Source organism: Variovorax sp. LARHSF232 (assembly GCF_052871435.1).
On record NZ_JBIXJS010000013.1, the window covers coordinates 97,545 to 122,565 of the forward strand.

The following is a 25,021-nucleotide window of genomic DNA, read 5'->3' on the forward strand; positions in this document are numbered from 1 at the left end:
CGAGGAGGAAGTCATTCGGTGCCTTGGGCGGTCGCCGCGGCGGCGCGCAAGGCGTTCTCGCGGCTCTCGATGCCATTAAAGAAGAAATTGAGCACGACTGCCACCAGGGTGCCCAGCACGATGCCGCTGTGCGTCACCGCCTCGGTCCACTGGGGCAGGTACTGGAAGAACCGGGGCGCCAGCGTGGGGATCATTCCGCAGCCGATGGCCACGGCGACGATGAAGAGGTTGTGCCGGTTGCGGCCGAAATCCACCGTGCCCAGGATGCGGATGCCGGTGGCGGCCACCATGCCGAACATGACGATGCCGGCACCGCCCAGCACGAACTGCGGCACCGAGGCCACGATGTGCGCCAGCTTGGGGAACAGCCCCAGCACGATCAGCAGCACGCCGCCGGCCGCCGCCACATAGCGCGAGCGCACGCCGGTCACCGTCACCAGCCCCACGTTCTGCGAGAAGGAGGTGTAGGGGAAGGTGTTGAAGACGCCGCCGATGACGGTGCCCAAGCCGTCGGCGCGCAGGCCGCGCGTCAGGTCCTCGGTGGAGAGCTTGCGCCCGACGATGTCCGACAGCGCCAGGAACATGCCGGTGGATTCCACCAGGGTGATCAGCATCACGATGCACATCGACACGATGGCGCCCGCATGGAAGGTGGGCATGCCGAAATGGAAGGGCGTGGTCAGGGCAAACCAGTCTGCCTGCGCGACGCCGTCGAAGCCGACCCGGCCCAGCGCCATGGCTGCCAGCGTGCCGGCCACGATGCCCAGCAGCACCGCGATGTTGCCCACCAGGCCGCGCCCGAACTTGGCAAGGACCAGGATCAGCGCCAGCACGCCGCCCGCCAGCGCCAGGTGCAGCGGCTGGCCGTAGGCTGGGTTGGGCACGCTCCTGGCCACCCCATCGACCACCTGGTGCACGACCGGCTGGCCGCCGGCCGCCCAGTGGATGCCCACGCCCAGCAGCGACACGCCGATCAGCGTGATGACCGAGCCGGTGACCACCGGCGGAAAGAGCCCCAGCAGCCGCCCCATGAGCGGCGCCACCAGGATGCCGAACACGCCGGCGGCGATCACCGCACCGTAGATGCCAAGCAGGCCGATGGAAGGGTCGGTGCCCAGCGCGATCATCGGCGCCACGGCGGCAAAGGTGACGCCCATCATCACCGGCAGGCGGATGCCGAACTTCCAGAACGCGATGGCCTGGATCAGAGTGGCGATGCCGGCCGCGAAAAGGTCGGCGTTGATGAGAAAGGCCAGCTGCTCCTTGGGCAGGCCGAGCGCGCCGCCGACGATCAGCGGCACGGCCACCGTGCCGGCGTACATCACCAGCACGTGCTGCAGGCCGAGCGCCAGCAGGCGATGCCAGGGCAGGATCTGGTCGACCGGATGAACGCCGTCCGGCGTGGCCGTGGAATGGGGGTGCATGGTTTGTTGTCTCCGGCGACCGTGCGGGCCGCATCGTTGTTGCTTGTGTGTGAGCGCCGAGCCATGGCCCGGCGCCGGTCGACTCTAGGGGCGGTAACGCCCGGGCACTAAGCAGAGAATTTCGCGCAGGGTGTGCACCCAATGTGCACAGGCGATGGGCTGAGGCTCAGTCGGCGAAGCGGCGCGCCATGCGCTCGGCCACCGCATCGGCGAATTGCCCAGCCGCACTGGAAAGCGCGCCGCCGGTGCGGGTCACCAGCTGCAGCGTCTGCTGCGCCAGCGCCTCGTCGCGCAGCGGCACGTAAGCCAGCAGGCCGCGCGCGCGTTCCTCGAACACGTCGAGCTCGTTGAGAAAGGTCAGGCCCGCCCCCAGTGCCACCAGCTGGCGCATCAGCGCGGTCGAACTGGCCTCGATGGCGGGGTTGAGCTCGACCCCGGCATGCGCCGCGGCCGCATCCAGCAGCGCGCGCAGCGAGAGGCTGGCCGAAGGCAGGATCAACGGCGAGCCCACGCAATCGGCCAGTTGCGTGCTTGGCAGCCCGGCCAGCGGGTGGGCCGGCGCCACCACGGCGCCAACCCGCCATTCGCTGGCCGCCAGCACGCGCAGGGTGCGCGGGCCTGGCGGGAAATAGGCCAGGCCGAGATCCGCCGCGCCGGACTCGATGGCCTGCTCGATCGCGGCCACCGGCATGTCGTTGACCCGCACCACGATGCCGGGATGCCGGCGGCGAAACGCCTGCACCAGCGAGGGCAGCAACGAGCCCGCCAGGCCCGCCGTCACCGCCAGGCTCACCTCGCCCCGATGCACGCCCTTGTATTCCTCCACCCGCGACAGCAGCCGCTGGTGCTCGCGCAAGGTCTGGCGCACATGGCCCAGCACCATTTCGCCCAGCGGCGTGAGGCGCAGCCGCTTGTGGATGCGCTCGAACAGCGGGGTGCCCAGGTTCTGCTCCAACTCGAGGATCTGCCGGCTGATGGCGGTCGGCGCCACGTGCAGCTTCTCCGCGGCCTTCCGGATGGAGCCGCAGCGCACGACCTCGTCCAGATAGCGAAGAACCCGCGAATGCATGGCGGGCGATTGTCGTCGTGGCCGCCGGGCTCCGGGTAAACACCCAGACCCAGCTTTCATTTGCCGCTTGATTGCACCCAGTTTTTGTATACAAATAACGGGTGCAATCACCGAACCAGGCTCGCGCCCGGAAATCCCAGCCATTCGCCACGAGGAGACAACCCGTGAACACCGCCGTCAGTCAAGCTAGCGCCGACATGCAGCCATCCCTCGCATCCGGCCACATCCCCCTCGCCGAGCATTCCAATGCCCTGATCAAGCCGGGCTACGACTCACGCCTGACCAACGAAGACCTGGCTCCGCTGAAAAAGCAGACCTGGGGCCAATACAACATCTTTGCCTTCTGGATGTCCGACGTGCACAGCGTGGGCGGCTACATCACGGCCGGCAGCCTGTTCTCGCTGGGCCTGTCGAGCTGGCAGGTGCTGGTCTCGCTGCTGGTGGGCATCTGCATCGTGCAGTTCTTCTGCAACCTGGTGGCCAAGCCCAGCCAGGTGACGGGCACGCCCTACCCGGTGATCTGCCGCGCCTCTTTCGGGGTGCTGGGCGCCAATGTGCCGGCGGTGATCCGCGGACTGATCGCGGTGGCCTGGTACGGCATCCAGACCTACCTGGCCTCGGCCGCCTTCATGCTGCTGGCGCTGCATTTCTTCCCCAACCTCGCGCCCTACGCGGACGTCAAGCTGCACGGCTTTGCCGGCCTGTCGACGCTGGGCTGGGTCGCCTTCATGGCCATGTGGGTGCTGCAGGCCTTCGTGTTCTGGCATGGCATGGAAGCCATCCGCCGCTTCATCGACTGGGCCGGCCCCGCGGTGTACGTGGTGATGGCCGTGCTGTGCGGCTGGCTGGTGTGGAAGGCCGGCTGGAGCAACATCGACATGAACCTGGGCGGCGTCAAGTTCGAAGGCTGGGCCGCCCTGCCGGTGATGCTGAGCGCCATCGCGCTGGTGGTGAGCTACTTCAGCGGCCCGATGCTCAACTTCGGCGACTTCTCGCGCTACGGCAAGAGCTTCGACGCGGTGAAGAAGGGCAACTTCTGGGGCCTGCCGGTCAACTTCCTGTTCTTCTCGCTGCTGTCGGTCATCACCTCGGCCGCCACCCTGCCGGTGTTCGGCGAGCTCATCACCGACCCGGTGCACACCGTGGCCAAGATCGACAGCACCACCGCGGTGGTGATCGGCGCGCTGACCTTCATGATCGCCACGGTCGGCATCAACATCGTGGCCAACTTCGTGTCGCCGGCCTTCGACTTCTCCAACGTGGCGCCCAGCAAGATCAGCTGGCGCACCGGCGGCATGATCGCCGCGGTGGGCTCGGTCTTCATCACGCCCTGGAACCTGTACAACAACCCGCAGGTGATCCACTACACGCTGGACATCCTGGGCGCCTTCATCGGCCCGCTGTTCGGCATCCTGATCGCCGACTTCTACCTGGTGAGGAAGCAGAAGGTCGACGTCGACGCGCTCTACACCATGAGCCCCAAGGGCGAGTACTGGTACACCAACGGCGTCAACCGCAAGGCGGTGTGGGCGCTGGTTCCTTCGGCCCTGGTGCCCAGCCTGTGCGTCTTCATTCCGGCGCTCAACGGCGCAGCCAACTACGCGTGGTTCATCGGCATGGCACTGGGCTTCGTCAGCTACCTGGGCCTTTGCGCACGCAAGCACTGAACTCACTCCCATGCGAATCAAAGTCATCAACCCCAACACCACGCGCAGCATGACCGAGAAGATCGGCGAGTGCGCCCGCTCGGCCGCACGGCCCGGCACCACGATCGTGGCGGTGAACCCGGCCATGGGGCCGGCCTCCATCGAGAGCCACTACGACGAGGCGCTGGCCGTGCCCGGCCTGTTGCAGGAGATCGCCACCGGCGAGCTGGAGGGCGTGGACGGCTACGTCATCGCCTGCTTCGGCGACCCGGGCCTGCAGGCGGCGCGCGAGCTGGCGCGCGGCCCGGTGGTGGGCATTGCCCAGGCCGCCATGCACGTGGCCAGCCTGGTGGGCACGCGCTTTTCCGTGGTCACCACGCTGGGCCGCACCATGGGCCAGGCCTGGCACCTGGCCGAGGCTTACGGCATGAAGCGCTTTTGCGCCAACGTGCGGGCCTGCGAAATTGCGGTGCTCGAGCTGGAGAAGCCCGGCAGCGGCGCACGCGAGCGCATCGTGGAGGAATGCCGGCGCGCGCTCGCCGAGGACGGCAGCGACACCATCGTGCTGGGCTGTGCCGGCATGGCCGACCTGTGCCAGCACATCAGCCAGCAGCTGGGCGTGCCGGTGATCGACGGCGTCGCCGCCGGCACGCAATTGATCGAATCGCTGGTCAACCTGCGCCTTGGCACCAGCAAGCACGGCGAACTGGCGGCGCCGCTCGCCAAGCCGATGACGGGCCTGCTGTCGGACTTCACCCTGCCCGCGCCCAAGGCACTGCTGCAACGCGCCGCGTGATGGGTCCGCGCGGGCGTGCGATGAGCGCGTGGCTGGCCCACAATCGGGCCATGCCCACCGCTGAAAAGACTCCTGCTGCATCCGCCGCGGCCTCCGTTGCCGACAAGAGCGCGACCATCGAAAGCATCGCGCAGGACATCGCCACCGCCATCGTCGAAAAGCGCCTGCCGCCGGGCACCTGGCTGCGCGAGGAGGCGCTGGGCCGTGTCTACGCCGTCAGCCGCACCAAGATCCGTGCCGCGCTGCTCACCCTGTCCAAAGACAAGCTGATCGAGATGATTCCCGACAAGGGCGCCTTCGTCAGCAAGCCCAGCGTGCAGGAGGCGCGCGAGGTGTTCGGCGTGCGCCGCCTGTTGGAGGCCGAGGTGGTGCGCCTGTTCATCGCGCGCGCCAAGCCGGCCCACTACCTGGCGCTGGAGCAGCACATCCACTTCGAGCGCAGCACGCTGCGCTCGACCGCCACCACCGGCACGGTACGCGAGAAGTTGCTGGGCGACTTTCACGTGGCGCTGGCCGAAGCGGCCGGCAACCAGACGCTGACCGAACTGGTGCGCGAACTGGTGGGGCGCAGCTCGCTCATCGCGATGCTCTATCACTCGTCCAACGACCCGCATTGCTCATCCGACGAGCATTCGGATCTGCTTCGCGTCTGCCGCGGCGGCGATGTGGAGGCGGCCGTCGCCTGCATGACCGAACACCTCTCGCGCATCGAGGCCAACCTGAGCCTGGACAGCGAAACGCCGAATCGGCAGATGGACCTGGTGAAGGCGCTGCTCGCGTAGCTTCTTTTTCAGCGCGGCGCGAGGAACTCCTGCACCGCCTTGACGGTGATGGCCGGCGCCTCCTCCATCAACCAATGGCCCGATGCAGGCACCACCAGCTCGGTCACGTCGGTTGCCGCGTTGCGCATCACCACCGCCTGGGTGGCGCCGAAGGACTTCTCGCCGCCGATGGCCAGGACCGGCATGCGGAGCCTGGTCTTCACGGACTCGGCGTTGTCTTCGCTGTCCTTGCGGATGGACTGGAACTGAGCAAAGGCGGCGCGCATCGCGCCAGGCCGTGCATAGAGCTTGGCGTAGTGAACGCGCGTGCCTTCGTCGACCTTGTGCGGATCCCCCGCGAAGTCGTTCCAGAAGCGGTCCAGGTAGATGCGCTCGCGGCCCCGAACCAGGCGCAGCGCATCCTTGCCGCCGAAGTCGAAATGCCAGAGCAATGGGGACCGCACGATTTGCTCCCACGGCGGCACACCGGGCACCGGTGCATCCATCACCACCAGCCGCGTGGTCTTGTTCGGGTAGCGGGCCGCATAGGCGTAGGCCACCATGGTGCCGATGTCATGGCCGACGACGTCGGCACTGTCGATGCCCAGCTTGTCCAGCACGGCACGGATGTCGGCGGCCTGGGTCTTCTTGTCGTAGCCGCCCTGGGGCTTGGAGGACAGGCCCATGCCGCGCAAGTCCGGCACCACCACCCGGTGGTCCTTGGCCAGGGCCGCGGCCAGCGGCGCCCACATGTCGCCGGTATCGCCGAAGCCGTGAAGCAGCACGACAGCGGGGCCGCTGCCGCCGACCCGCACGTGGATGCTGGCGCCGTCGGTCTGGATCTGCTGGGCCTTGAAGCCGGATGGAAAGGGCTTGGGCTGGGCATGGGCCGGCAAGACGGCCGCCAGGGCAATCAGGCCGGCACCGAGAACGCGCATGAATTTCTTGATGAACATGATCATTGCCTTCAGGTGCGGGTAATGGACGCGCCACCGTCCACCAGCGAGGCCGTGCCGGTCACGAAGGCCGAGTCGTCCGAAGCGAGGTACAGGACCGAGCGGGCCAGTTCCTCGGGCTTGGCAACGCGCTTGAGCGCATGCAGATTGGTCACGAAGGCCTGCGCTTCGGCGGTGTCGTTCATGCCCCGATACATGTCGGTGTCCACCGCGCCGGGCAGCACGGAATTGACGCGGACCCCTTGGGCGCCGAACTCGGCCGCCAGCGCTTGGGTCAGCCCGATCAAGCCGGACTTGCTGGCCGCGTAGGCCGCCACGCCGGGGAAGGCGAAGGTGTGCCCCACGAAGGTGGACGTGAAGATCACCGAGCCGCCGCCGTTCTTCAGCATCTGGCCGATCTGGTGCTTGGCGCCCAGGAAGGCGCCCGTCAGGTTGATGGCCAACGTGTCGCTCCATCCGGCTTCGGACACGGCCGTGCTGGCGCCGCCCTCGCCCAAGGTGCCGGCGTTGTTGAAGGCGATGTCCAGGCGGCCGAAGCGGTCCACGGCCAGGGCGACCAGGGCCTTGGCGTAGTCTTCCCACCGCACATCGCCGGCCAGCGCCACGGCCTGGCCGCCGGCCACCTCGATCTGGGCGACGAGCCGGTCCAGCTCGGCTTGGCGCCGCGCGCCGACGACGACCTTCGCGCCCTCCCGTGCAAACAGAAGTGCCGTGGCGTGGCCGATGCCGGAACTGGCGCCGGTGATGAGGGCTGTCTTGCCTTCGAGTCGCTTGCTCATGATGAATTTCCTTGGGTCGAACAGGTTGATGAACGGATGAGCAGCAGTTTGGAGTTCGACAGCCCGTTCGAGAAGACGGCAGATGACGGAACTGGCGTCCGGAAATGGCGAACAATGCCGCCATGGCGCATGGCCGCTGCCCCGCCCCCGCACACATCGAGGATCTACATGCTCAAACTGGACGGCATCGCGAGCTTCGTGGCCATCGCCGAGGCCGGATCCATCAGCGCCGCTGCACGGCGATTGCACCTGTCCAAGTCCGTGGTGAGCGATCGGTTGGCGGAACTGGAGCACGGCTTGGGCGCATCGCTGTTCCAGCGCAGCACCCGCAAGCTGAGCCTGACCGAGGATGGTGCGGTCTTTCTGGACAAGGCGACTCGAATCGTGCGCGAGGTGGAAGAAGCATCTGCAGACATGGCGGAGCGGCGCGGCAAATTGACCGGACCCATGCGCCTGTCGGCCCCCGTCACCTTCGGACGCATGCACCTGGGGCCCGCGCTGTACCCCTTCCTGGCGGCGCATCCCGACATCGCGCTCACCCTGGAATTGGATGACCGCCGGGTGGATGCCTCGTCCGACGGTTTCGACGCCGTGGTGAGGCATGGCGCGCTCGAGGATTCACGCCTGGTGGCCTGGCAGCTGGCACCCAGCCAGCGACTGCTGGTGGCATCGCCGGGCTACCTGTCGCGCTACGGAAGTCCACGCTCGCTCGACGACCTGGCCGGCCACCGGGCGATCTACTACCTGAACCGCGGCGTGGCCGATTGGCGCTTTCTCGACCATGGCGACAGCGCCTTCGCGCGCCCCGCGGCAGCGCTGCGGGTCAACAACGGCGACATGATGCGCGACGCCGCGTTGGCCGGCCTGGGGATCGCGCTGTTGCCCACCTTTATCGTCGGGCAGGAATTGAAAGCCGGCACCCTGCGCGTGGTGGACGTGGGCCGCCTGGTGGAGCCGGAGTCCATCTACGTGGCGCACGCTGAAGGCCGGCGGTCATCGGCAAAGTTGCGGGCGCTGGTGGCCAGCCTGCGCCAGACGTTCGGCGAGCCGCCGTACTGGGATGTGACTGCCTGACCGACGAAGAAGATGTCATCGCGGCATCGGGGTTTTCCGCCATACATGGTGCATTCTTGTTTGTATACAGTTTCGCGTACAAATCCTGTGGACACTGCACCCGCTTCGGCGCCGCAAGGTCCTTTATTTTGCAAACCATCCTGCCGGGAGAACTTGCCATGTCGGCTGCCGCCGCTTCCCCTGAATCCTCCGCCTCCGCGGGCGTCCACCCGGTCGACGAGCGCCTGCCCGGCGGCAAGCTGGCCGCGCTGGGCCTGCAGCATGTGCTGGTGATGTATGCCGGCGCCGTGGCGGTGCCGCTCATCGTGGGCCGCGCGCTCAAGCTCAGTCCGCAGGAAGTGGCCCTGTTGATCTCGGCCGACCTGTTCTGCTGCGGCATCGCCACCTTGATCCAGTCGCTCGGCGCCACCCAGTGGTTCGGCATCCGCCTGCCGGTGATGATGGGCGTGACCTTCGCGTCGGTCGCGCCCATGGTGGCCATCGCCAACGCGCACGGCGGCCATGACGGCGCGCAGCTGCTGTTCGGCTCCATCATCGGCGCCGGCATCATCTCGATACTGATCGCGCCGATGGTCAGCCGCATGCTGCGCTTTTTCCCGCCGGTGGTCACCGGCACCATCATCACCGTCATCGGCATCAGCCTGATGCGCGTGGGCATCAACTGGATCTTCGGCAACCCGGTGGGCCCGACGGCGCCTGCGCTGGTCGACCCGGTGTACGCCAAGTGGCTGGCCGACGTGACCTCGCCCGGCTCGGCGCTGCCGCCCGTGCCCAAGGGCCTGGCCATCGTGCCCTCGGTGCCCAACCCCAAGTACGCCGACCTCACCGGCCTGGGCATCTCGGCGCTGGTGCTGGTCTCCATCCTGCTCATCGTCAAGTACGCCAAGGGTTTCGTGGCCAACATCTCGGTGCTGCTGGGCATCGTGATCGGCGGCGTGGTGTCGGCGGTGACGGGCCTGATGACCTTCGAGAAGGTGGCGCGTGCCCAGTGGTTCGACGTGGTGCTGCCTTTTCACTTCGGCATGCCGCAGTTCGACCCGATCCTGATCCTCACCATGACGCTCATCATGATCGTGGTGATGATCGAATCCACCGGCATGTTCCTGGCGCTGGGCGAGATGACCGAGCGCAAGGTGAGCCAGCAGGACCTGGCACGGGGCCTGCGCACCGATGGCCTGGGCACGCTCATCGGCGGCGTGTTCAACACCTTCCCCTACACCAGCTTCTCGCAGAACGTGGGCTTGGTGGCCGTCACGGGCATCAAGAGCCGCTATGTCTGCGTGGCCGGCGGCGTGATCCTGGTCGTGCTGGGCCTGTTGCCCAAGATGGCGGCGCTGGTCGAGTCGCTGCCCACCGTGGTGCTGGGCGGCGCGGGCCTGGTGATGTTCGGCATGGTGGCCGCCACCGGCATCCGCATCCTGGCGGGCGTGAACTTCAAGACCAACCGCTACAACCCGATGATCGTGGCCGTCTCCATCGGCGTCGGCATGATTCCGCTCATCGCCCCCAACTTCAAGCAATGGATGCCGCATGCCATCCACTCGCTGGTCGAATCGGGCATCCTCTTGGCCTCGGTGGCTGCCGTGCTGCTCAACCTGTTCCTGAACGGCGCCAAGCAGGACGACGACGCGATCATCGCTGCGGCCAAGCAGGCCGAGGCGCATTGAATACGGCTCAACCCTCTTCGAGCACCATGACCCACCTCGTCTCCCCTGCATCGCCCTCGCGCCGACACCTGCTGGCCAGCGCCTGCGCACTTCCCCTGCTGGCGGCCTGCGGCGCCACCGCACGCAGCCCCTCCTCCACACTGAAGGTGTCGGCCCTGTTCGCCGGCAACGTGGCCGACCAGGGCTTCATGGAAGCCGGTTGGCGCGGCCTGCAACGCGCCGGCGCCGAGCTGGGCGTCCAGACCCGCTACATCGACGGCATCTCCCCCCAGAAGGCGCAGTTGGCGCAGGCGCTGGAGGAGCTGGCCAAGGACAAGCCCGACCTGATCGTGGCCCATGGCGGACAGAACAACGAAGCCTGCGCCGAGGTGGCGGCGCGCCATCCCGGCACCCGCTTCGTCGTGACCCAGGGCGCGGTGCGCGGCGCCAACCTGGCCAGCTACGACGTGCTGCAGGAGGAATCGGCCTACCTGGCCGGCGTGCTGGCCGCGTCGATCACGCGCACCGGCGTGGTCGGCCACATGTCAGGCATCCGGGTGGTGCCGGGTCTCAAGGGCCGCGCGGCCTTCGCGGCCGGCGTGCGCGCCGCCGATCCGAAGGTGCGCCTCTTGACCAACTTTTCCGGCAACCAGGATGACAACGCGCTCTCGCGCAAAGTCGCGCTGGCGCAAAGCCGCGCCGGCGCGGACGTGATCTTCACCATGCTCAATGCCGGCCGCGATGGCGTCACCCAGGTCTGCCGCGAGCAGGGCCGGCGCCAGATCGGCAACGTGGGCGACTGGGTGGCGCGCGACTCCAAGGTCTTCGTCGGCTCGGCCGTCGCCGACGTCAGCGTCGGCGTGTTCGAGGCGGTGCGCGACCTGCAGGCCGGCCGCTTTCCCGCGGGCGAGATCCGCAAGATCGGCCTCGCCCAGCGCGATGCCGTGCGCCTCACGCTGGCGCCCGACGTTCCCGCCGAGGTGCGCGGGCGCATCGAGCGCGTTGCGGCCGAGATCGCGGATGGACGGCTGCATGTGCCCATCACCTACGACGGACCCGAGTTCGCTACGCCGGCCTGAGCTTCGCGGCCCGGAGGCCGCTACTGCTGCTGCTGGTTCGCCTGCAGCATGGCGGCCATCTTCTGGTGAATGAGGTTGACCGCCTTGAGCGGGCGAAGCATCACCTTGAACTCGGTGACCTCGCCCTGGTCGTTCCAACGGATCATGTCGACACCGTTGATGCGGATGCCGTCCAACTCGAGTTCGAACTCGAGCACGGCGTCATGCCCGGACCACAGCTCCCGCACGTAGCGAAATGTGTCGTTGCCGAACACGGCAAAGGCGGCGGCAAGGTAGGCCTTGGTCAGGGCCCTGCCGACCTGCGGCGTGTGCACCACCGGCGAATGAAAGACCGCGTCCGGAGCCAGCAATGCATCGAGCCCCCGCACGTCCCGCGCCTTGAGCAGACGGTGCCAGGTGCCGATCGGATCGGCGTTGCTGCCGCTTGTGCTGTTCATTTTCAAAAACCCTCCTAGGATTTGCAGTCGCCACCCATGGAGACCGATCCATCCTTGCACTCGGTGAGGATCTGCTCCCTGGCCGGTCTCGGCTTCGATGGCGAAACACCCGGCGACGAAGTCTTCTGATAGACGATCTTCCTGGTGCCCAGGTCGCAGCTTCCCACCACCCTGCCGTCGGCCTGGGCATTGGCCTCGAGCACCGCCAGCGAAAAGTCCGTCACACCGGTGGCACGGACCTTGGCATCGATCTGGGCGCGGATGGCGTCGCAGTTGTTGTTGTCGGCATGGCTCGCCGTACTGGCCAGAAACAGCGCGGCCGCGAACAGATGGGGCCTGAACATGGTGTGAACCTGAGCGAAAGAAAACGACCAGTCTAGCAACCGAGCTCGTCAGGCAAAACGCACTGCAAATGGGCATGCGGGCCGGCTTCAATTCCCCAGGCGCGCGCGTAGACTGGAACCGACGACGCGAAGGGGGTGCAATCATGCTGTCAGCCGAGTGCGCGTGGACCGTTCTGCGAACCGAACATGCTCGCATGCGCGAGTTGCTCGATCTTGTGAGCGGCCAACTGAACACGGCCGACTGGGCCGCCAATCCGGTCGCGGAGGCGCCCCGGTTGATCGAACTCATCGGCCGGCTCCGGGCCTTCGACGAGGCCACCCATCGCCCCAAAGGCGTGGTCCTGCTCGAATTGCTGCGCGGCCGCTCGGCGCAGGCCGACCAGCTGCTCGAGGAACTCGAAGAAGAAAACAGGCACTGCGAGCAGCTTCTCACTCGGGCAAGGTCCGCTTTGCAGCGCGTCGGCGCGGGCCACGCGGGCGCGGCCCAGGTGGTGGAGTCGCTGCTGACCGAGCACCGGGCGCTGATGCTGGTGCACCTGGAGCGCGAAGACACGCTGCTGCATTCGCAGACCGCGCAACTGCTGACGCCCGAGGAATGGGCGGCCGTGGTGTCTTCGATGTCCGCGGCCATCGGCACCGCGGCGATCAGCAAGGCGAAGCAGCGCGCGTTGCGCTAGTTGCCGCGCTAGGAAGCGTTCTTGGCGCCGCCGCCTTGCCGGCGAATTTCGCTGTGCAGCGCGGCCTGGCCGGCTGCCAGCGCACCTTCATAGGTATCGGCCGGATCCGGCGCCATCCGCAGCACCTTGGGGTTGTCCCCCTGGGCATCAGTTTGCAGGAGCCGCCACACAAAAGACCCGGGCAGCGGCTCGTCGACGAGGAGTTCGATCGGCTGTGTCATGGCTTCACCATGGTCGACGGCTCGCGCGCTGTCTGTAGGAGAACTTCGACGCTGTCTTTCACCTGCATGACCGCGGGCCGGTGCGGACCGGCGATAGCCCTACTCGTCCAGGAAGCCGCCCCGATAGAAACTCCAAGCGGTGCCGTCATGCAGGTAGAAGTGCCCGTCCGCGCAAAAGTCCTTGCCCGGAAAGAACTCGCGCAAGGCCTTGGGCACCAGGCGCTCGAGTTGCTCGTCGCTCAGTTCGTCGAATTGTTCGGGGGTGATCGGCTGGCCGACCCGCAGGCGTTTGGATGGTGTCGATTCCATGGCTTCAGTCGTCGTCAGTCGGCGCCGGCACGATGCTGCCGGCGCGCGGTGAACGAATATAGCCAGACTCCAGCGCGACGGCCCATTCCTCACGCTGCCTGGCACGCGCCAGCGCGGCCATCTCTGCGCAATGCGCGTAGGGCACGGCGAGCAAGGCGACCGACCACCCGCCGCGCCCTTCCTGGCGCTCCACGATGGCATAGCGCGCATCCGGCGACCCGTTCTCGATGACGTGCGGATAAGGGTGCAGGTCATCGTAAGCCTGCAGGCCCACGCTCCCGGGATTGACGATCAGCTGGCCGGTCTCGGCCCGCACGGCCCTGGGCACATGCGTGTGGCCGCAAAGCACCAGCTTCGCATCCACGCCGGCGCCCAGGCGCGCGCTGATCTCGGCCTGCGTCGCGGCGCGAACATGCGCGGGCTCCACCGTTTCGAGAAAGTACTCGCGGTCGCTGCCGGGCGTGCCGTGGCACAGCAGCACTTCGGGCGAATAGCGGACGCTGGGCGAAAGCGACGCCAGCCATTCGAGCTCGGCGGCACCCAGCCGGGAATGGGCAAACTCGTCCGAAGCACCGCGCCGGCCCGGGCCCAGCGTCAGGAGCTGGCGCTCATGGTTGCCCGCCAGGTGCACCCAGTCGTCCTTGTGGCGCATCAGGAACTGCGCGGTTTCCATCGGCAGGAGCGGGCCGGAAACGCTGTCGCCCAGGTTCACCACCGCATCGACGCCACGGCGCTGCATGTCCCGGACCACCGCCTCCAGTGCGGGCAGGTTTCCATGGATGTCCGAGACGACGGCAATGCGCATTTGAATCACGCCTCGGACCACTGGGGATTCCAGACGACCTCCCAAAGGTGGCCGTCCGGGTCTTGAAAGTATCCCGAGTAGCCGCCCCAGAAGGTGTCGTGCGCGGGCTTGACGATGACGGCGCCCGCGGCACGCGCCTTCGCCATGACCGCATCCGCCTCGTCCTTGGAGCCGACGTTGTGGCCCAGCGTCATTTCGGTGGCGCTTGCGGGACCCGGCGGGAGGCCGGTGTCTCGGCCGATGCTCTTGCGCGGCCACAGGGCGAGCTTCAGGCCCGGCTGCAACTGGATGAACACGACCGCCCCGTATTCGAACTCCTGGCCGACGATGCCCTCGGTGGCAAAGCCCAGGCCGTCGCGATAGAAGCCCAACGCCCTATCGAGGTCGTCCACGCCGACGGTGATGACAGTGATTCTTGGCTTCATGATTTGTGGCTCCTGAAGCACCCCGCCCCATGGTCGTCCACCATGCCCACCGCCTGCATCCACGCGTAGACGATGGTCGGCCCGACGAACTTGAAGCCGCGGCGCTTGAGTTCCTTCGAGATCTGCTCTGACAACGCCGCCCCGGCCGGCACGCCGTGCCCGTCGCCGCGCAGCACCTTGCCCTCGGTGAAGGACCAGCAGAAATCGGCAAAGTCCTCGCCGCGCGCCTGCATCTCGCCAAATATTCGCGCGCCCGCGATGGTGGCCTCGATCTTGGCGCGCGAGCGGATGATGCCGGGGTTCTCCAGCAGGCGCAGCACATCCTTCTCGCCCATGCGCGCCACCTTCGCAGGGTCGAAGCCATGAAAGGCATCGCGAAAGGCCTCGCGTTTGCGCAGCACGGTGACCCACGACAGCCCGGCCTGGAAGCCTTCGAGCATCAGGCATTCCCACAAGGCGCGCGCGTCGCGCTCGGGTACGCCCCATTCCTGGTCGTGATAGGCCTGCATCAGCGGGTCGGTGCCGGCCCAGGTACAGCGTTGCAGCGCTTCCATCTTGTTGTTCTCGCTCATCATCATCGTCAGATCATCGCCAGGGGCCGCTTGCGCTTGGGCGGGGGATGCAGCCGGTCGATCTCGGCCAGGGTCTCGGGGCTCAGCCGCAACTGCGCAGCTGCCAGGTTCTGGCGCAGATGCGCTTCGCGCACGGTCTTGGGGATCGCCACCACGCCCGAACGCGACAGCACCCAGGCCAGCGCCAGCTGCGCCGCGCTCAGCCCCAGGCCCTTGGCGATCCTGGCCAGGCCCGCATCGCGCATGACGGCCCCCTGGTCGACCGGGCTGTAGGCCATCAGCGGCATCGCCCTGGCCTGCTGCCAGGGCAACAGGCTGAACTCGGGCCCACGCTCGCTCACCGAGAAATAGACCTGGTTCGCCGCGCAATCGAGCCTGGCGTCGCCGCCGCAGGCCGCGGCCAGCTCCTCCATGTCGTCGGTGTCGAGATTGCTCACGCCCCAGCGCCGGATGCGGCCGGCATCGACCAGGGCGCGCATGGCATCCACGGTTTCCTTCAACGAAAACTCGCCGCGCCAGTGCAGCAGATAGAGGTCGAGGTAGTCCAGCCCCAGCCGCTCCAGGCTGCAGGCGCAGGCGGCCGGCAGCCCCTCGCGGCCGGCGTTGTGCGGATAGGCCTTGCTGGCGATGAAGAGATCTTCGCGATCCACGTCGCCGGCACGCGTCGCCTGCGCAACCGCCTCGCCCACCAACGCCTCGGCGCTGCCCTCGCCGTACATCTCGGCGGTGTCGATCAGCCGGTAACCCATGGCGATGCCGGCGCGCAGGGCGGCCAGTTCGGCCGCGTGCTGGCCGCGGTCTTCGCCCATGCGCCAGGTGCCCATGCCCAGCACGGGCATGGAAGAGGATGGTGCACGGCCGCCGGGCAGCGAGAGCGTTCTCATCATGCGGGCAATGGTAGCGGTCTGGCGCCGCCCCTGCCCCGCTCAGCTTCTCGGCTCGGCGTCGAGAAGCAGGGGTGAACGCGACTTCCCACAGGTGGCCGCCGGGATCCTGGAAGTAGCCGGCATGGCCGCGTAGAAGGTGGCCTGCACTACCTGGCGGTTGCCGCCTCGACCAGACCGGCGAGTGCCTTGCGAATGTTTTCGACCGGAGGGCATTGCGCCGCGCCATGTCGCTGCGCGAGGTAGGCTGGATCGTTGTAGCCCAGCCAGACCTGGCCGCCGGCGTCCTCCCAGACAAGCGCCTTCAACGGTAGATCGATGCCGACGGTTTGAGCACACTCCATGAAGGGCGTACCAGACTGGGGACTGCCGAAGATGAGCAGTTCGGTCGGCCGCAGCGGCTTGCCGATCTTGGCTGCACCCGCGGCATGGTCGATTCGCGAAAACACGATGAGGTTCCGTTGCCGGGCAAGCTCCTCGAACCTGTCGGCAGTGGCCTTCACCCCGTGCGGGCTCTTCACTTGAACGAGCCCGTCGGCGGCAAGGCCGATCGCGGACGCGCCAGCAAGAAGGGCCGCTGTCGTGATCGCTTGAACGAGCTTGTTCTTCATGCCGCTCTCCTTTCTGGCCACCGTCGAGCTTCGAAAATCCTGGCTGCTGCGCCTGATTGGATGCCCCGAAGAGCCTTCGTGTGACCGAGAGCGGCCTAGCGCCTGATCCGAGTGCGGGAATTGCGCAGGACGCCGAGCTATGCAGCGCGGCAGGTTCGCCGCGCCCGGCAGCCCTGTTCCCATTTGAAACAACATCGCCATCCACGGGATAACCCGCACAGCAATTTCGAGTTTTCTTGCCTACATTGCTTGTATGCAAGCAAATGCCTCGCTTGCATGCAACAACCGACCGGGAGTTCATTCATGTTCCGCTTCGCCAAATCCCTCTTCGGGCAGGTCGTCATCGCGCTGGTGCTTGGCGTGCTGGCCGGCCTGTTCTATCCCGACTTCGCCGTCAAGCTCAAGCCCCTGGGCGACGGCTTCATCAAGCTGATCAAGATGATCATCCCGGTGCTGGTGTTCTGCGTGGTGGTGCATGGCATCGCCGGCGCGGGCGACCTGCGGCGCGTGGGGCGGGTCGGCGTCAAGTCGCTGATCTACTTCGAGGTGCTTACCACCGTCGCGCTGGGGCTGGGCCTGGTGCTGGCCTTCGTCTTCAAGCCCGGCGTGGGAATGAACGTGGACCCGGGCCAGCTCGACGCTGCCGCCATGAGCGCCTATGCGTCCAACGCCGACAAGCTCACCAGCGGCGGTACGGTCGAATTCCTGATGAAGCTGATCCCCACCACGGTGGTCAACGCCTTCGCCACCGGCGACGTGCTGCAGGTGCTCCTGTTCGCCGTGCTGTTCGGCTGCGCACTGGCCCTTCTGGGCGACGTCGGCAAGCCGGTGGCGCAAGTGGTGGACTCGCTCTCGCTGGTGCTGTTCAAGATCATGGGCATCATCATCAAGCTGGCCCCGCTGGGGGTGCTGGGCGCCATCGCCTTCACCGTGGGCAAGTACGGCGTGGGCTCGCTCAAGCAACTGGGCATGCTGGTGGTGCTGTTCTACGCCTCGGTGATCTTCTTCGTGGTGGTGGTGCTGGGCCTGGTGATGCGCGTGTCGGGCTTCAGCCTGTTCAAACTGCTGCGCTACCTGCGCGAAGAGCTGGCCATCGTCTTCGCCACCACCTCGTCGGACAGCGTGCTGCCGCAGATCATGGCCAAGCTGCGCTTCATGGGCATTCGTGACTCGACCGTCGGCCTGGTCATTCCCACCGGCTACTCCTTCAACCTGGACGCCTTCTCCATCTACATCACGCTGGCGGCGGTGTTCATCGCGCAGGCCACCAACACGCCGATCAGCATGGCGGACCTCATGACCATCCTGGCGATCTCGCTGGTCACCTCCAAGGGCGCGCATGGCGTGCCGGGCTCGGCCATCGTGGTGCTGGCGGCCACCCTGCATGCGATTCCGGCCATCCCGGCCATCGGCCTGGTGCTGGTGCTTTCGGTCGACTGGTTCATGGGCATTGCCCGCGCCCTGGGCAACCTGATCGGCAACTGCGTCGCCACCGTGGCCATCGCCGCGTGGGAAGGCGACATCGACCGCGAGCGGGCCCGTGCGGTGCTCGACGGCACCCATTCGCCGGAAGACGAGCCGCTGGCCGAGCCGGATTCGCCGGTGGCCGCCGCACACGCCGTCCACGCCACCGCACTCTGACGCATCATCGCGCCATGCCTGAAGTGAACCCCACCACCATTGCCGCGCGCGTGGTCGAAGCCATCCTGGCGCAGAAGCTCGCCCCCGGCGAGCGCCTGGGCGAGCAGCAGCTGGCCGAGAACTTCGGCGTCAGCCGCACCATGGTGCGCGAGGCGCTGATGCAGCTGCAGGCACGCGGCTTCGTCGCCGTGCAATCCAGGCGCGGCTGGTTCGTGGTGGAGCCTTCGGTGGACGAGGCGCGCGATGCCTTCTCGGCCCGCCGCATCGTGGAGTCCGGCATCCTGGCCGAGGCTGGCCGGCCCTTGTCGAAGGTGATCCGCAAGCTGCGCGAACACATCGCCGACGAGAAGCGCGCCATTGCCGGCGCCGACGCCGCCACCCGCGCCTTCCTGCTGGCCGACTTCCACGTCTGCCTGGCCGACCAGATGGGACACCGCCTGCTGGTCGACGTGCTGCGCGACCTGACGGCCCGCACCACCCTGGCCGCCACGCTCTACCAGTCCACGCACGAGGCCAGCCAGTCTTGCGCAGAACATGCGGCCATCGTCGCGGCGCTGGAGGCCGGCGACACGGCGCGGGCGCGCAAGCTGATGCTGGACCACATCGGCAACGTGGAGCAGGCGCTGGAGGTCGAAGTGCCCGAGCGCCCCGGCGCCGACGAGCGCCTGCGCGCCACCCTGGCGCCGGTGGCGCTGCCCCGCCATCCGGTGCGCTGACCTCCCATGCGCTGAGCGCCTACGCGCGAAGCCTGCCCGGTCGGCTACATTCGGGCCGACTTCCATGCAGACACCCCAACTTCAGCGCAGCGCCTTTCTCCTGCTGCTGGCCACCGTCACCATCGCTTTCGGCTGGGTCCTGCTGCCCTTTGCCGGCGCGGTGCTGTGGAGCCTGGCGCTGGCCATCCTCTTCACGCCCGTCTACCGCCGCCTGGTGCGCCGGCTGGGCGGCCGGCGCAACCTGGCCGCGCTCATCACACTCACGGTGGCGCTGGTCATCGTGATCCTGCCGCTCTTCATGATCGCCATGTCGCTGGTGGCACAAGTGGCGCAGGTGTCGCAGCGCATCCGTTCCGGCGAGATCAGCTTCAGCAGTTACTTTCAGCAGGTGGTGGCCGCGATCCCGCGCTGGGCACTGGATCTGCTCGACCGCCTGGGCCTGGGCGACGTGGAATCGATGATCGCCAAGGTGGCGCAAGGCGCAGCGGCGGCAAGCCAGCAGATCGCCGCCCACGCGCTGAGCATCGGCCAGAACACCTTCGAATTTCTGGTGAGCTTCGGGCTGATGCTCTACCTCTTGTACTTCCTGCTGCGCGACGGCCGCGAGCTGTCGGCCATCGTGCGCAACGCGCTGCCGTTGGCCAGGCCGCACACCAACTTCCTTCTGAACAAGTTCACCACCGTGATCCGCGCCACCATCAAGGGCAACATCGTGGTGGCTGCGGTGCAGGGCGTGATCGGCGGCCTGGCGCTGTGGGCCCTGGGCGTGCAGGGCGCGCTGCTGTGGGGCGTGGTGATGAGCTTCCTGTCGCTGCTGCCGGCGGTGGGCGCGGCACTGATCTGGCTGCCGGTGGCCATCTATTTCCTGGCCACGGGCAGCCTGTGGCAGGGCATCACCCTGATCCTCATCGGCGTCTTCGTCATCGGCCTGGTCGACAACGTGCTGCGCCCGCTGCTGGTGGGCAAGGACACGCAGATGCCCGACTACATCGTGCTGATGTCCACCGTGGGCGGCCTGGCCCTGTTTGGCATCAACGGCTTCGTCATCGGGCCGGTGATTGCCGCCATGTTCATGGCGGCCTGGCATGTGTTTGCCACGACGAGGGAGCCGGGCGACGACTCGCCGCCGGTCTAGGAAAACGACGGTTCTAGCTACAACGTGCGCCGACCATCTTCCCCGCGGGATCGACCTCGATGATGAGGCGCATCGGATCCGGCGGTGCCGGCGTCTCGCCGGGCTTGGCAGTGATGGCAGAACGCGCCCCCGTGCGGCCGCGCGCATCATCCAGAAGCGGCGGCGTCATCGTCTGGCCGAGCGCAAAGCGGGCATCGGCGGCATTGCATCTTTCGGCGGCAGAGGCGAACTGTGGCGGCGGCGGCACTTCGGAGCTGAACGGGCGCACGTCGCTGCGCATCTGGCAGCCCGTCAGCGCCAGGGCCAAGCCAGCCATGGCCAACCGCAGCGCGGTGGCGGGCGCGCGCTTCTTCTTGTGCATGAACGACTCCTTCAGTTGAACGCAGCCTACCGCGCCCACCAGCGTTCGTCGAACCGCCCTTGCAAGAAAGCCACAAAGCTTGACACCTTGCCCGGAACCAGCTTGGGCGAAGGAAACACGGCATGGATCTCCTGCTCGGCCAGGCCGTGGTCGGCCAGCACCTCGACCAGCTTGCCGGCCTTGATCGATTCGCTCGCCACGTAGCGCGGCATCAGCGCTAGCCCCAAGCCCTCGCGCGTGGCGGCCAGCACGGCCGACAGGTTGTTGGAACGCAGCCGGCCGGTCACCGGCACCGTCACCGCCTCGCCCTTGGGCGTGTGCAGCTGCCAGACGTCGTCGCCCACCACGCTGCTGTAGATCAGCGCCACATGACTGCTCAGGTCTTGCGCGCGCTTCGGAACGCCATGCGCTTTCAGGTAGCTCGGGGCCGCCGCCATCACCCATGGGTTCATGCCCAGAAAGCGCGCGCCCAGCGATGAATCGGCCAGCTTGCCCATGCGCACCGCCACGTCGATGCCCTGCGCGACCAGGTCGACATAGCGGTCCTCGAAGCTCAGGTCCACCTGCACCTGCGGATGTCGCGCCATGTATTCCAGCACCGCCGGCACGATCACGCGCCGCCCGAACGCCACCGAGGTGCCAACGCGCAGCAGGCCCTGCGCTTGCGACTGGCGCAGCCGGACGATGCTTTCGGCGTCCTGCGCGTCGCGCACGATGCTCTTGCACTTTTCGTAGTACAGCGCCCCGGCCTCCGTGAGGCTGACCCCGCGCGTGTTGCGGTTGAGCAGACGCGCCTTGAGCCGGGTCTCGGTGGCGGCGACCTGCTTGGTCACCGTGGGCTGGGTGGTGTTGAACTCGCGCGCGGCCTTGGAGAAGCTGCCGGTCTCCACCACGCGTACGAACATCTCCATGGCAAGCAGTCGATCCATGCCGCGATCCTAGTGCATTCATTCCGATTTGGAATAGCTTTTATGGCTCCCCGCCGTCTTCTGCAAATGCACCCCGATCCCTAAAGTCGAAGGCCACACACAAGGCACCTCAAGGAGACAACAACATGGCAAAGATGACAGCCGCCCAAGCGGCCGTGCTGGTGATGGAAAAAGAAGGCGTCACACAAGCCTTCGGCGTGCCTGGCGCCGCCATCAACCCGCTGTACTCGGCGCTGCGGAAACTTGGCAGCATCGCCCACATCCTGGCGCGCCACGTCGAGGGCGCCTCGCACATGGCCGAGGGCTACACCCGTGCGGTGGCCGGCAACATCGGCGTGTGCATCGGCACCTCCGGCCCGGCCGGCACCGACATGATCACGGGCCTGTACTCGGCCTGGGCCGACTCCATTCCGATCCTGTGCATCACCGGCCAGGCGCCGCGTGCCCGCCTGTACAAGGAAGACTTCCAGGCGGTGGACATCGAATCCATCTCCAAGCCGGTCACCAAGTGGAGCGTCACGGTGCGCGAGCCCGGCCAGGTGCCGCAGGTGTTCCAGCAGGCCTTTCACCTGATGCGCTCGGGCCGCCCGGGCCCGGTGCTGATCGACCTGCCCTTCGACGTTCAGATGGCGCAGATCGAATTCGACATCGACACCTACCAGCCGCTGCCGGTCTACAAGCCCGCGGCCACCCGCGCGCAGATCGAGAAGGCGATCGCCATGCTCAACAAGGCCGAGCGGCCGCTGATCGTGGCGGGCGGCGGCGTGATCAATGCCGATGCATCGGATCTTCTGGTGCGCTTCGCCGAGGCCACCGGCGTGCCGGTGATCCCCACCCTGATGGGCTGGGGTTCCATCCCCGACGACCACCCGCTGATGGCCGGCATGTGCGGCCTGCAGACCAGCCACCGCTATGGCAATGCCACGATGCTGGCCAGCGACTTCGTGCTGGGCATCGGCAACCGCTGGGCCAATCGCCACACCGGCTCGGTCGAGGTCTACACCAAGGGTCGCACCTTCGTGCACGTGGACATCGAGCCCACGCAGATCGGCCGCGTGTTCACGCCCGACTTCGGCATCGTGTCCGACGCCAAGGCTGCGCTCGAACTGTTCGTGCAGGTGGCCGAAGAAATGAAGGCCAAGGGCCAGCTGCCCGAGCGCGGCCAATGGGCCGGCGAATGCCACGAGCGCAAGCGCACCATGCTGCGCAAGACCAACTTCGCCGACGTGCCGATGAAGCCGCAGCGGGTCTACCAGTGCATGAACAACAACTTCGACAACGACACCTGCTATGTCAGCACCATCGGGCTGTCGCAGATCGCCGCGGCGCAGTTCCTGCACGTCTACAACCCGCGCCACTGGATCAACTGCGGCCAGGCCGGCCCGCTGGGCTGGACCATTTCGGCCGCCCTGGGCGTGCGCGCCGCCGACCCGTCGCGCAAGGTGGTGGCGCTGTCGGGCGACTACGACTTCCAGTTCATGATCGAAGAGCTGGCCGTGGGCGCGCAGTTCAAGCTGCCCTACATCCACATCGTGGTGAACAACTCCTACCTGGGCCTGATTCGCCAGTCGCAGCGCGGCTTCGAGATGGACTACTGCGTGCAGCTGGGCTTCGACAACGTCAATGCCGGCCCGGACGCCGGCGTGGAAGCCAGCTATGGCGTGGACCACATGAAGGTGGTCGAGGGCCTGGGCTGCAAGGCCATCCGCGTCACCAAACAGGAAGAGATGACGCCGGCCATCCAGCGCGCCGAAGCGCTGATGGCGCAGTTCAAGGTGCCGGTGGTGATCGAGGTGATGCTCGAGCGCGTCACCAACATCGCCATGGGCACCGAGATCGACAACATCACCGAGTTCGAGGCGCTCGCCGAGGGACTCGAGGATGCCCCCACCTCGCTGGCCGCCGCCATGCTTGATTGAACCGAGAGGAGACATACGCAATGCCCAAGTTCGCCGCCAATCTCACCATGCTCTTCACCGAGCTGCCCTTCATGCAGCGTTTCGAGGCGGCCCGCAAGGCCGGCTTCGAAGCGGTGGAATACCTCTTTCCCTACCCCTTCCCCAAGCAGGAACTGGCCGCGGCGCTGACGGCCAACGGCCTCAAGCAGGTGCTGCACAACCTGCCGGCCGGCAACTGGGATGCCGGCGAGCGCGGCATTGCCTGCCACCCGGACCGCGTGGGCGAGTTCCGCGAAGGCGTGGCGCGTGCCATCGAGTACGCCGGCGCGCTGGGCTGCCCGCAGGTCAACTGCCTGGTCGGCAAGCTGCCGGCCGGCGTTTCCGCCCAAGAGGCGCGCGAGACCCTGGTGGCCAACCTGCGCTACGCGGCCGAGCAGTTGCGCGGCGCCAACATCCGCCTGTTGATCGAGCCGATCAACACCTTCGACATCCCCGGCTTCTTCCTGACCCGCACCGACCAGGCGCTGGCGCTGATCGAGGAGGTGGACTCGAGCAACCTGTTCGTGCAGTACGACATCTACCACGCACAACGCATGGAAGGCGAGCTGGGCAACACCATCGCCAAGAACCTGGCGCGCATCGGCCACATCCAGCTGGCGGACAACCCGGGCCGCGGCGAGCCCGGCACCGGCGAAATCAACTACGCCTGGCTCTTCAAGCACATCGATGCGCTGGGCTACGCGGGCTGGATCGGCTGCGAATACAAGCCACGCGGCAGCACCACGGCCGAAGGCCTGGGCTGGCGCGAGGCCCTCACGAAGTAAACAAGAAGCCCACGCAAAGGAAAAGACATGACCGCAAGCACCTCATCGCAAAAGATCGGCTTCATCGGCCTGGGCATCATGGGCGCGCCCATGGCCACGCACCTGGCCGACGCCGGCCACACGCTCTTCGTCAACACCCGCGGCCCCATCCCCGACACGCTGGAAGGCCGTGCCACCGTCTGCGGCAACGCCACCGAAGTCACGCAAAAGTCGGACATCGTCTTCCTGATGCTGCCCGACACGCCCGACGTCGAGCTGGTGCTGTTCGGCGAAGGCGGCGTGGCGGCAGGCCTTGCCAAGGGCAAGATCGTGGTGGACTGCAGCTCCATCGACCCGATCGCCACCAAGGAATTCGCGAGGAAGATCGTGGCCCAGGGCTGTGGCTACATCGACGCGCCGGTTTCCGGCGGCGAGGTGGGCGCCAAGGCGGCCAGCCTCACCATCATGTGCGGCGGTGACGAAGGCACCTTCGGCACCGTGCGCCCCCTGCTCGAGAAGATGGGCAAGAACGTGACCCTGGTGGGCGGCAACGGCGACGGACAGGTCACCAAGGTGGCCAACCAGATCATCGTGGCGCTCAACATCGCGGCGGTCAGCGAGGCGCTGGTGTTCGCCAGCAAGGCCGGCGCCGACCCGGCCAAGGTGCGCCAGGCGCTGATGGGCGGCTTTGCCTCCTCGCGCATCCTGGAAGTGCATGGCGAGCGCATGATCAAGCGCACCTTCGCGCCGGGCTTTCGCATCTCCTTGCATCAGAAGGACCTGAACCTGGCGATGCAGAGCGCGCGCAGCCTGGGCGTGGCCCTGCCGCAGACAGCCGGCGCCGCCCAGCTGATGAACGCCTGCGCGGCCCTGGGCCACGGCCAGTCGGATCACAGCGCGCTGGTGCGCGCCCTGGAAGCGCTGGCCCAGCACCCGGTGGCACCCGACGCATCCTGATTCATTTCTCGTAGATCCCACGTGCGAAGAGAGGTGCCGCTTGCGGTAGCCTCTCTTTTTGCATTC

The 25,021-nt window shown here is 67.1% G+C and carries 28 protein-coding genes; 13 read left to right on the forward strand and 15 right to left on the reverse strand.

The window, feature by feature from the left end:
- Positions 1–11: 11 nt before the first annotated feature.
- Together ACIPRI_RS24385 and ACIPRI_RS24390 are read right to left on the reverse strand one after the other, a co-directional pair.
- The gene (locus ACIPRI_RS24385; protein ID WP_446624086.1) at positions 12–1,424 is read right to left on the reverse strand and encodes a nucleobase:cation symporter-2 family protein; all 1,413 of its coding nucleotides are present in this window, start codon (positions 1,422–1,424) and stop codon (positions 12–14) included.
- Between the two features lie 166 nt (positions 1,425–1,590).
- Positions 1,591–2,493: a LysR family transcriptional regulator gene (locus ACIPRI_RS24390; protein WP_446624087.1), complete on the reverse strand. Its 903-nt coding sequence runs from the start codon at positions 2,491–2,493 to the stop codon at positions 1,591–1,593.
- Positions 2,494–2,690: 197 nt separating this feature from the next.
- On the opposite strand from ACIPRI_RS24390, the gene ACIPRI_RS24395 reads away from it, so the two are divergent.
- From ACIPRI_RS24395 to ACIPRI_RS24405, 3 genes are read left to right on the forward strand one after another with little or no spacing between them, the layout of a single operon-like run.
- Positions 2,691–4,160, forward strand: coding sequence for an NCS1 family nucleobase:cation symporter-1 (locus ACIPRI_RS24395; protein WP_446624119.1), 1,470 nt, complete (start codon positions 2,691–2,693; stop codon positions 4,158–4,160).
- Between the two features lie 10 nt (positions 4,161–4,170).
- The gene (locus tag ACIPRI_RS24400) at positions 4,171–4,935 is read left to right on the forward strand and encodes an aspartate/glutamate racemase family protein (protein ID WP_446624088.1); all 765 of its coding nucleotides are present in this window, start codon (positions 4,171–4,173) and stop codon (positions 4,933–4,935) included.
- A 50-nt stretch (positions 4,936–4,985) separates the two neighbouring features.
- Complete coding sequence (locus tag ACIPRI_RS24405; protein WP_446624089.1) at positions 4,986–5,717, forward strand: GntR family transcriptional regulator; 732 nt, start codon at positions 4,986–4,988, stop codon at positions 5,715–5,717.
- Positions 5,718–5,725: 8 nt separating this feature from the next.
- Here the strand turns inward: ACIPRI_RS24405 and ACIPRI_RS24410 are convergent, their stop codons facing one another.
- Both ACIPRI_RS24410 and ACIPRI_RS24415 read right to left on the reverse strand, forming a co-directional pair.
- Entirely contained in the window at positions 5,726–6,634 is a 909-nt protein-coding gene (locus ACIPRI_RS24410; RefSeq protein WP_446624120.1) for an alpha/beta fold hydrolase, read from the reverse strand.
- Between the two features lie 29 nt (positions 6,635–6,663).
- On the reverse strand, positions 6,664–7,431 hold the full coding sequence (locus tag ACIPRI_RS24415; protein ID WP_446624090.1) for an SDR family oxidoreductase: 768 nt from the start codon (positions 7,429–7,431) through the stop codon (positions 6,664–6,666).
- Between the two features lie 168 nt (positions 7,432–7,599).
- On the opposite strand from ACIPRI_RS24415, the gene ACIPRI_RS24420 reads away from it, so the two are divergent.
- From ACIPRI_RS24420 to ACIPRI_RS24430, 3 genes are all read left to right on the forward strand, one after another.
- Entirely contained in the window at positions 7,600–8,505 is a 906-nt protein-coding gene (locus ACIPRI_RS24420; protein WP_446624091.1) for a LysR family transcriptional regulator, read from the forward strand.
- A 158-nt stretch (positions 8,506–8,663) separates the two neighbouring features.
- Positions 8,664–10,172: a nucleobase:cation symporter-2 family protein gene (locus tag ACIPRI_RS24425; RefSeq protein ID WP_446624092.1), complete on the forward strand. Its 1,509-nt coding sequence runs from the start codon at positions 8,664–8,666 to the stop codon at positions 10,170–10,172.
- 26 nt (positions 10,173–10,198) lie between these two features.
- The gene (locus ACIPRI_RS24430; protein WP_446624093.1) at positions 10,199–11,230 is read left to right on the forward strand and encodes a BMP family protein; all 1,032 of its coding nucleotides are present in this window, start codon (positions 10,199–10,201) and stop codon (positions 11,228–11,230) included.
- A 20-nt stretch (positions 11,231–11,250) separates the two neighbouring features.
- On the opposite strand, the gene ACIPRI_RS24435 is transcribed toward ACIPRI_RS24430, so the two are convergent.
- The gene (locus ACIPRI_RS24435) at positions 11,251–11,667 is read right to left on the reverse strand and encodes a nuclear transport factor 2 family protein (RefSeq protein ID WP_446624094.1); all 417 of its coding nucleotides are present in this window, start codon (positions 11,665–11,667) and stop codon (positions 11,251–11,253) included.
- A gap of 14 nt (positions 11,668–11,681) precedes the next feature.
- Complete coding sequence (locus ACIPRI_RS24440) at positions 11,682–12,011, reverse strand: DUF1161 domain-containing protein (protein WP_446624095.1); 330 nt, start codon at positions 12,009–12,011, stop codon at positions 11,682–11,684.
- A 143-nt stretch (positions 12,012–12,154) separates the two neighbouring features.
- Here ACIPRI_RS24440 and ACIPRI_RS24445 point away from each other — a divergent pair, with 143 nt between their 5' ends.
- Positions 12,155–12,688: a hemerythrin domain-containing protein gene (locus ACIPRI_RS24445; protein ID WP_446624096.1), complete on the forward strand. Its 534-nt coding sequence runs from the start codon at positions 12,155–12,157 to the stop codon at positions 12,686–12,688.
- A gap of 8 nt (positions 12,689–12,696) precedes the next feature.
- Here ACIPRI_RS24445 and ACIPRI_RS24450 read toward each other — a convergent pair whose 3' ends face one another.
- From ACIPRI_RS24450 to ACIPRI_RS24480, 7 genes are all read right to left on the reverse strand, one after another.
- Entirely contained in the window at positions 12,697–12,909 is a 213-nt protein-coding gene (locus ACIPRI_RS24450) for a hypothetical protein (RefSeq protein WP_446624097.1), read from the reverse strand.
- A 99-nt stretch (positions 12,910–13,008) separates the two neighbouring features.
- Complete coding sequence (locus ACIPRI_RS24455; RefSeq protein ID WP_446624098.1) at positions 13,009–13,218, reverse strand: hypothetical protein; 210 nt, start codon at positions 13,216–13,218, stop codon at positions 13,009–13,011.
- 4 nt (positions 13,219–13,222) lie between these two features.
- A complete protein-coding gene (locus tag ACIPRI_RS24460; RefSeq protein ID WP_446624099.1) occupies positions 13,223–14,023 on the reverse strand; it encodes a metallophosphoesterase family protein in 801 nt (266 codons plus the stop codon).
- 5 nt (positions 14,024–14,028) lie between these two features.
- Entirely contained in the window at positions 14,029–14,448 is a 420-nt protein-coding gene (locus tag ACIPRI_RS24465) for a VOC family protein (protein ID WP_446624100.1), read from the reverse strand.
- Complete coding sequence (locus ACIPRI_RS24470; protein ID WP_446624101.1) at positions 14,445–15,026, reverse strand: DNA-3-methyladenine glycosylase I; 582 nt, start codon at positions 15,024–15,026, stop codon at positions 14,445–14,447. The genes ACIPRI_RS24465 and ACIPRI_RS24470 overlap by 4 nt, the downstream gene beginning before the upstream one ends.
- A gap of 2 nt (positions 15,027–15,028) precedes the next feature.
- Positions 15,029–15,904, reverse strand: coding sequence for an aldo/keto reductase (locus ACIPRI_RS24475; RefSeq protein WP_446624121.1), 876 nt, complete (start codon positions 15,902–15,904; stop codon positions 15,029–15,031).
- Positions 15,905–16,053: 149 nt separating this feature from the next.
- Complete coding sequence (locus ACIPRI_RS24480) at positions 16,054–16,515, reverse strand: DUF302 domain-containing protein (RefSeq protein ID WP_446624102.1); 462 nt, start codon at positions 16,513–16,515, stop codon at positions 16,054–16,056.
- A gap of 303 nt (positions 16,516–16,818) precedes the next feature.
- Here ACIPRI_RS24480 and ACIPRI_RS24485 point away from each other — a divergent pair, with 303 nt between their 5' ends.
- From ACIPRI_RS24485 to ACIPRI_RS24495, 3 genes are all read left to right on the forward strand, one after another.
- Complete coding sequence (locus tag ACIPRI_RS24485; protein WP_446624103.1) at positions 16,819–18,156, forward strand: C4-dicarboxylate transporter DctA; 1,338 nt, start codon at positions 16,819–16,821, stop codon at positions 18,154–18,156.
- Between the two features lie 14 nt (positions 18,157–18,170).
- Positions 18,171–18,872 (forward strand): GntR family transcriptional regulator, encoded by a 702-nt coding sequence (locus ACIPRI_RS24490; RefSeq protein WP_446624104.1) that lies wholly within the window; start codon positions 18,171–18,173, stop codon positions 18,870–18,872.
- 64 nt (positions 18,873–18,936) lie between these two features.
- Positions 18,937–20,007 (forward strand): AI-2E family transporter, encoded by a 1,071-nt coding sequence (locus tag ACIPRI_RS24495; RefSeq protein ID WP_446624105.1) that lies wholly within the window; start codon positions 18,937–18,939, stop codon positions 20,005–20,007.
- Between the two features lie 13 nt (positions 20,008–20,020).
- Here the strand turns inward: ACIPRI_RS24495 and ACIPRI_RS24500 are convergent, their stop codons facing one another.
- Positions 20,021–20,368 (reverse strand): I78 family peptidase inhibitor, encoded by a 348-nt coding sequence (locus tag ACIPRI_RS24500; protein WP_446624106.1) that lies wholly within the window; start codon positions 20,366–20,368, stop codon positions 20,021–20,023.
- A gap of 26 nt (positions 20,369–20,394) precedes the next feature.
- Positions 20,395–21,297 carry a LysR family transcriptional regulator gene (locus ACIPRI_RS24505; RefSeq protein ID WP_446624107.1) on the reverse strand — a complete coding sequence of 301 codons (903 nt, stop codon included), beginning with the start codon at positions 21,295–21,297 and terminating at the stop codon, positions 20,395–20,397.
- Between the two features lie 125 nt (positions 21,298–21,422).
- Here ACIPRI_RS24505 and gcl point away from each other — a divergent pair, with 125 nt between their 5' ends.
- The 3 genes from gcl to ACIPRI_RS24520 are packed head-to-tail and all read left to right on the forward strand — an operon-like array spanning position 21,423 to position 24,955.
- Entirely contained in the window at positions 21,423–23,216 is a 1,794-nt protein-coding gene (gene gcl / locus ACIPRI_RS24510; protein ID WP_446624108.1) for a glyoxylate carboligase, read from the forward strand.
- Between the two features lie 20 nt (positions 23,217–23,236).
- Entirely contained in the window at positions 23,237–24,019 is a 783-nt protein-coding gene (hyi, locus tag ACIPRI_RS24515) for a hydroxypyruvate isomerase (RefSeq protein ID WP_446624109.1), read from the forward strand.
- A gap of 27 nt (positions 24,020–24,046) precedes the next feature.
- Positions 24,047–24,955: a 2-hydroxy-3-oxopropionate reductase gene (locus ACIPRI_RS24520; protein WP_446624110.1), complete on the forward strand. Its 909-nt coding sequence runs from the start codon at positions 24,047–24,049 to the stop codon at positions 24,953–24,955.
- Positions 24,956–25,021 lie beyond the last annotated feature (66 nt).

What these genes read in the sequence shown, in the direction of transcription:
- ACIPRI_RS24465 (WP_446624100.1), bottom strand. Translation starts at nt 14,448, where the DNA reads ATGAAGCCAAGAATCACTGTCATCACCGTCGGCGTGGACGACCTCGAT.
- ACIPRI_RS24495 (WP_446624105.1), top strand. Translation starts at nt 18,937, where the DNA reads ATGCAGACACCCCAACTTCAGCGCAGCGCCTTTCTCCTGCTGCTGGCC.
- ACIPRI_RS24520 (WP_446624110.1), top strand. Translation starts at nt 24,047, where the DNA reads ATGACCGCAAGCACCTCATCGCAAAAGATCGGCTTCATCGGCCTGGGC.
- ACIPRI_RS24385 (WP_446624086.1), bottom strand. Translation starts at nt 1,424, where the DNA reads ATGCACCCCCATTCCACGGCCACGCCGGACGGCGTTCATCCGGTCGAC.
- ACIPRI_RS24425 (WP_446624092.1), top strand. Translation starts at nt 8,664, where the DNA reads ATGTCGGCTGCCGCCGCTTCCCCTGAATCCTCCGCCTCCGCGGGCGTC.
- ACIPRI_RS24400 (WP_446624088.1), top strand. Translation starts at nt 4,171, where the DNA reads ATGCGAATCAAAGTCATCAACCCCAACACCACGCGCAGCATGACCGAG.
- ACIPRI_RS24405 (WP_446624089.1), top strand. Translation starts at nt 4,986, where the DNA reads ATGCCCACCGCTGAAAAGACTCCTGCTGCATCCGCCGCGGCCTCCGTT.
- ACIPRI_RS24455 (WP_446624098.1), bottom strand. Translation starts at nt 13,218, where the DNA reads ATGGAATCGACACCATCCAAACGCCTGCGGGTCGGCCAGCCGATCACC.
- ACIPRI_RS24420 (WP_446624091.1), top strand. Translation starts at nt 7,600, where the DNA reads ATGCTCAAACTGGACGGCATCGCGAGCTTCGTGGCCATCGCCGAGGCC.
- ACIPRI_RS24460 (WP_446624099.1), bottom strand. Translation starts at nt 14,023, where the DNA reads ATGCGCATTGCCGTCGTCTCGGACATCCATGGAAACCTGCCCGCACTG.
- ACIPRI_RS24505 (WP_446624107.1), bottom strand. Translation starts at nt 21,297, where the DNA reads ATGGATCGACTGCTTGCCATGGAGATGTTCGTACGCGTGGTGGAGACC.
- ACIPRI_RS24415 (WP_446624090.1), bottom strand. Translation starts at nt 7,431, where the DNA reads ATGAGCAAGCGACTCGAAGGCAAGACAGCCCTCATCACCGGCGCCAGT.
- gcl (WP_446624108.1), top strand. Translation starts at nt 21,423, where the DNA reads ATGGCAAAGATGACAGCCGCCCAAGCGGCCGTGCTGGTGATGGAAAAA.
- ACIPRI_RS24435 (WP_446624094.1), bottom strand. Translation starts at nt 11,667, where the DNA reads ATGAACAGCACAAGCGGCAGCAACGCCGATCCGATCGGCACCTGGCAC.
- ACIPRI_RS24500 (WP_446624106.1), bottom strand. Translation starts at nt 20,368, where the DNA reads ATGCACAAGAAGAAGCGCGCGCCCGCCACCGCGCTGCGGTTGGCCATG.
- ACIPRI_RS24490 (WP_446624104.1), top strand. Translation starts at nt 18,171, where the DNA reads ATGCCTGAAGTGAACCCCACCACCATTGCCGCGCGCGTGGTCGAAGCC.
- ACIPRI_RS24450 (WP_446624097.1), bottom strand. Translation starts at nt 12,909, where the DNA reads ATGACACAGCCGATCGAACTCCTCGTCGACGAGCCGCTGCCCGGGTCT.
- ACIPRI_RS24390 (WP_446624087.1), bottom strand. Translation starts at nt 2,493, where the DNA reads ATGCATTCGCGGGTTCTTCGCTATCTGGACGAGGTCGTGCGCTGCGGC.
- ACIPRI_RS24485 (WP_446624103.1), top strand. Translation starts at nt 16,819, where the DNA reads ATGTTCCGCTTCGCCAAATCCCTCTTCGGGCAGGTCGTCATCGCGCTG.
- ACIPRI_RS24395 (WP_446624119.1), top strand. Translation starts at nt 2,691, where the DNA reads ATGCAGCCATCCCTCGCATCCGGCCACATCCCCCTCGCCGAGCATTCC.
- ACIPRI_RS24445 (WP_446624096.1), top strand. Translation starts at nt 12,155, where the DNA reads ATGCTGTCAGCCGAGTGCGCGTGGACCGTTCTGCGAACCGAACATGCT.
- ACIPRI_RS24430 (WP_446624093.1), top strand. Translation starts at nt 10,199, where the DNA reads ATGACCCACCTCGTCTCCCCTGCATCGCCCTCGCGCCGACACCTGCTG.
- ACIPRI_RS24440 (WP_446624095.1), bottom strand. Translation starts at nt 12,011, where the DNA reads ATGTTCAGGCCCCATCTGTTCGCGGCCGCGCTGTTTCTGGCCAGTACG.
- hyi (WP_446624109.1), top strand. Translation starts at nt 23,237, where the DNA reads ATGCCCAAGTTCGCCGCCAATCTCACCATGCTCTTCACCGAGCTGCCC.
- ACIPRI_RS24475 (WP_446624121.1), bottom strand. Translation starts at nt 15,904, where the DNA reads ATGAGAACGCTCTCGCTGCCCGGCGGCCGTGCACCATCCTCTTCCATG.
- ACIPRI_RS24470 (WP_446624101.1), bottom strand. Translation starts at nt 15,026, where the DNA reads ATGATGATGAGCGAGAACAACAAGATGGAAGCGCTGCAACGCTGTACC.
- ACIPRI_RS24410 (WP_446624120.1), bottom strand. Translation starts at nt 6,634, where the DNA reads ATGCGCGTTCTCGGTGCCGGCCTGATTGCCCTGGCGGCCGTCTTGCCG.
- ACIPRI_RS24480 (WP_446624102.1), bottom strand. Translation starts at nt 16,515, where the DNA reads ATGAAGAACAAGCTCGTTCAAGCGATCACGACAGCGGCCCTTCTTGCT.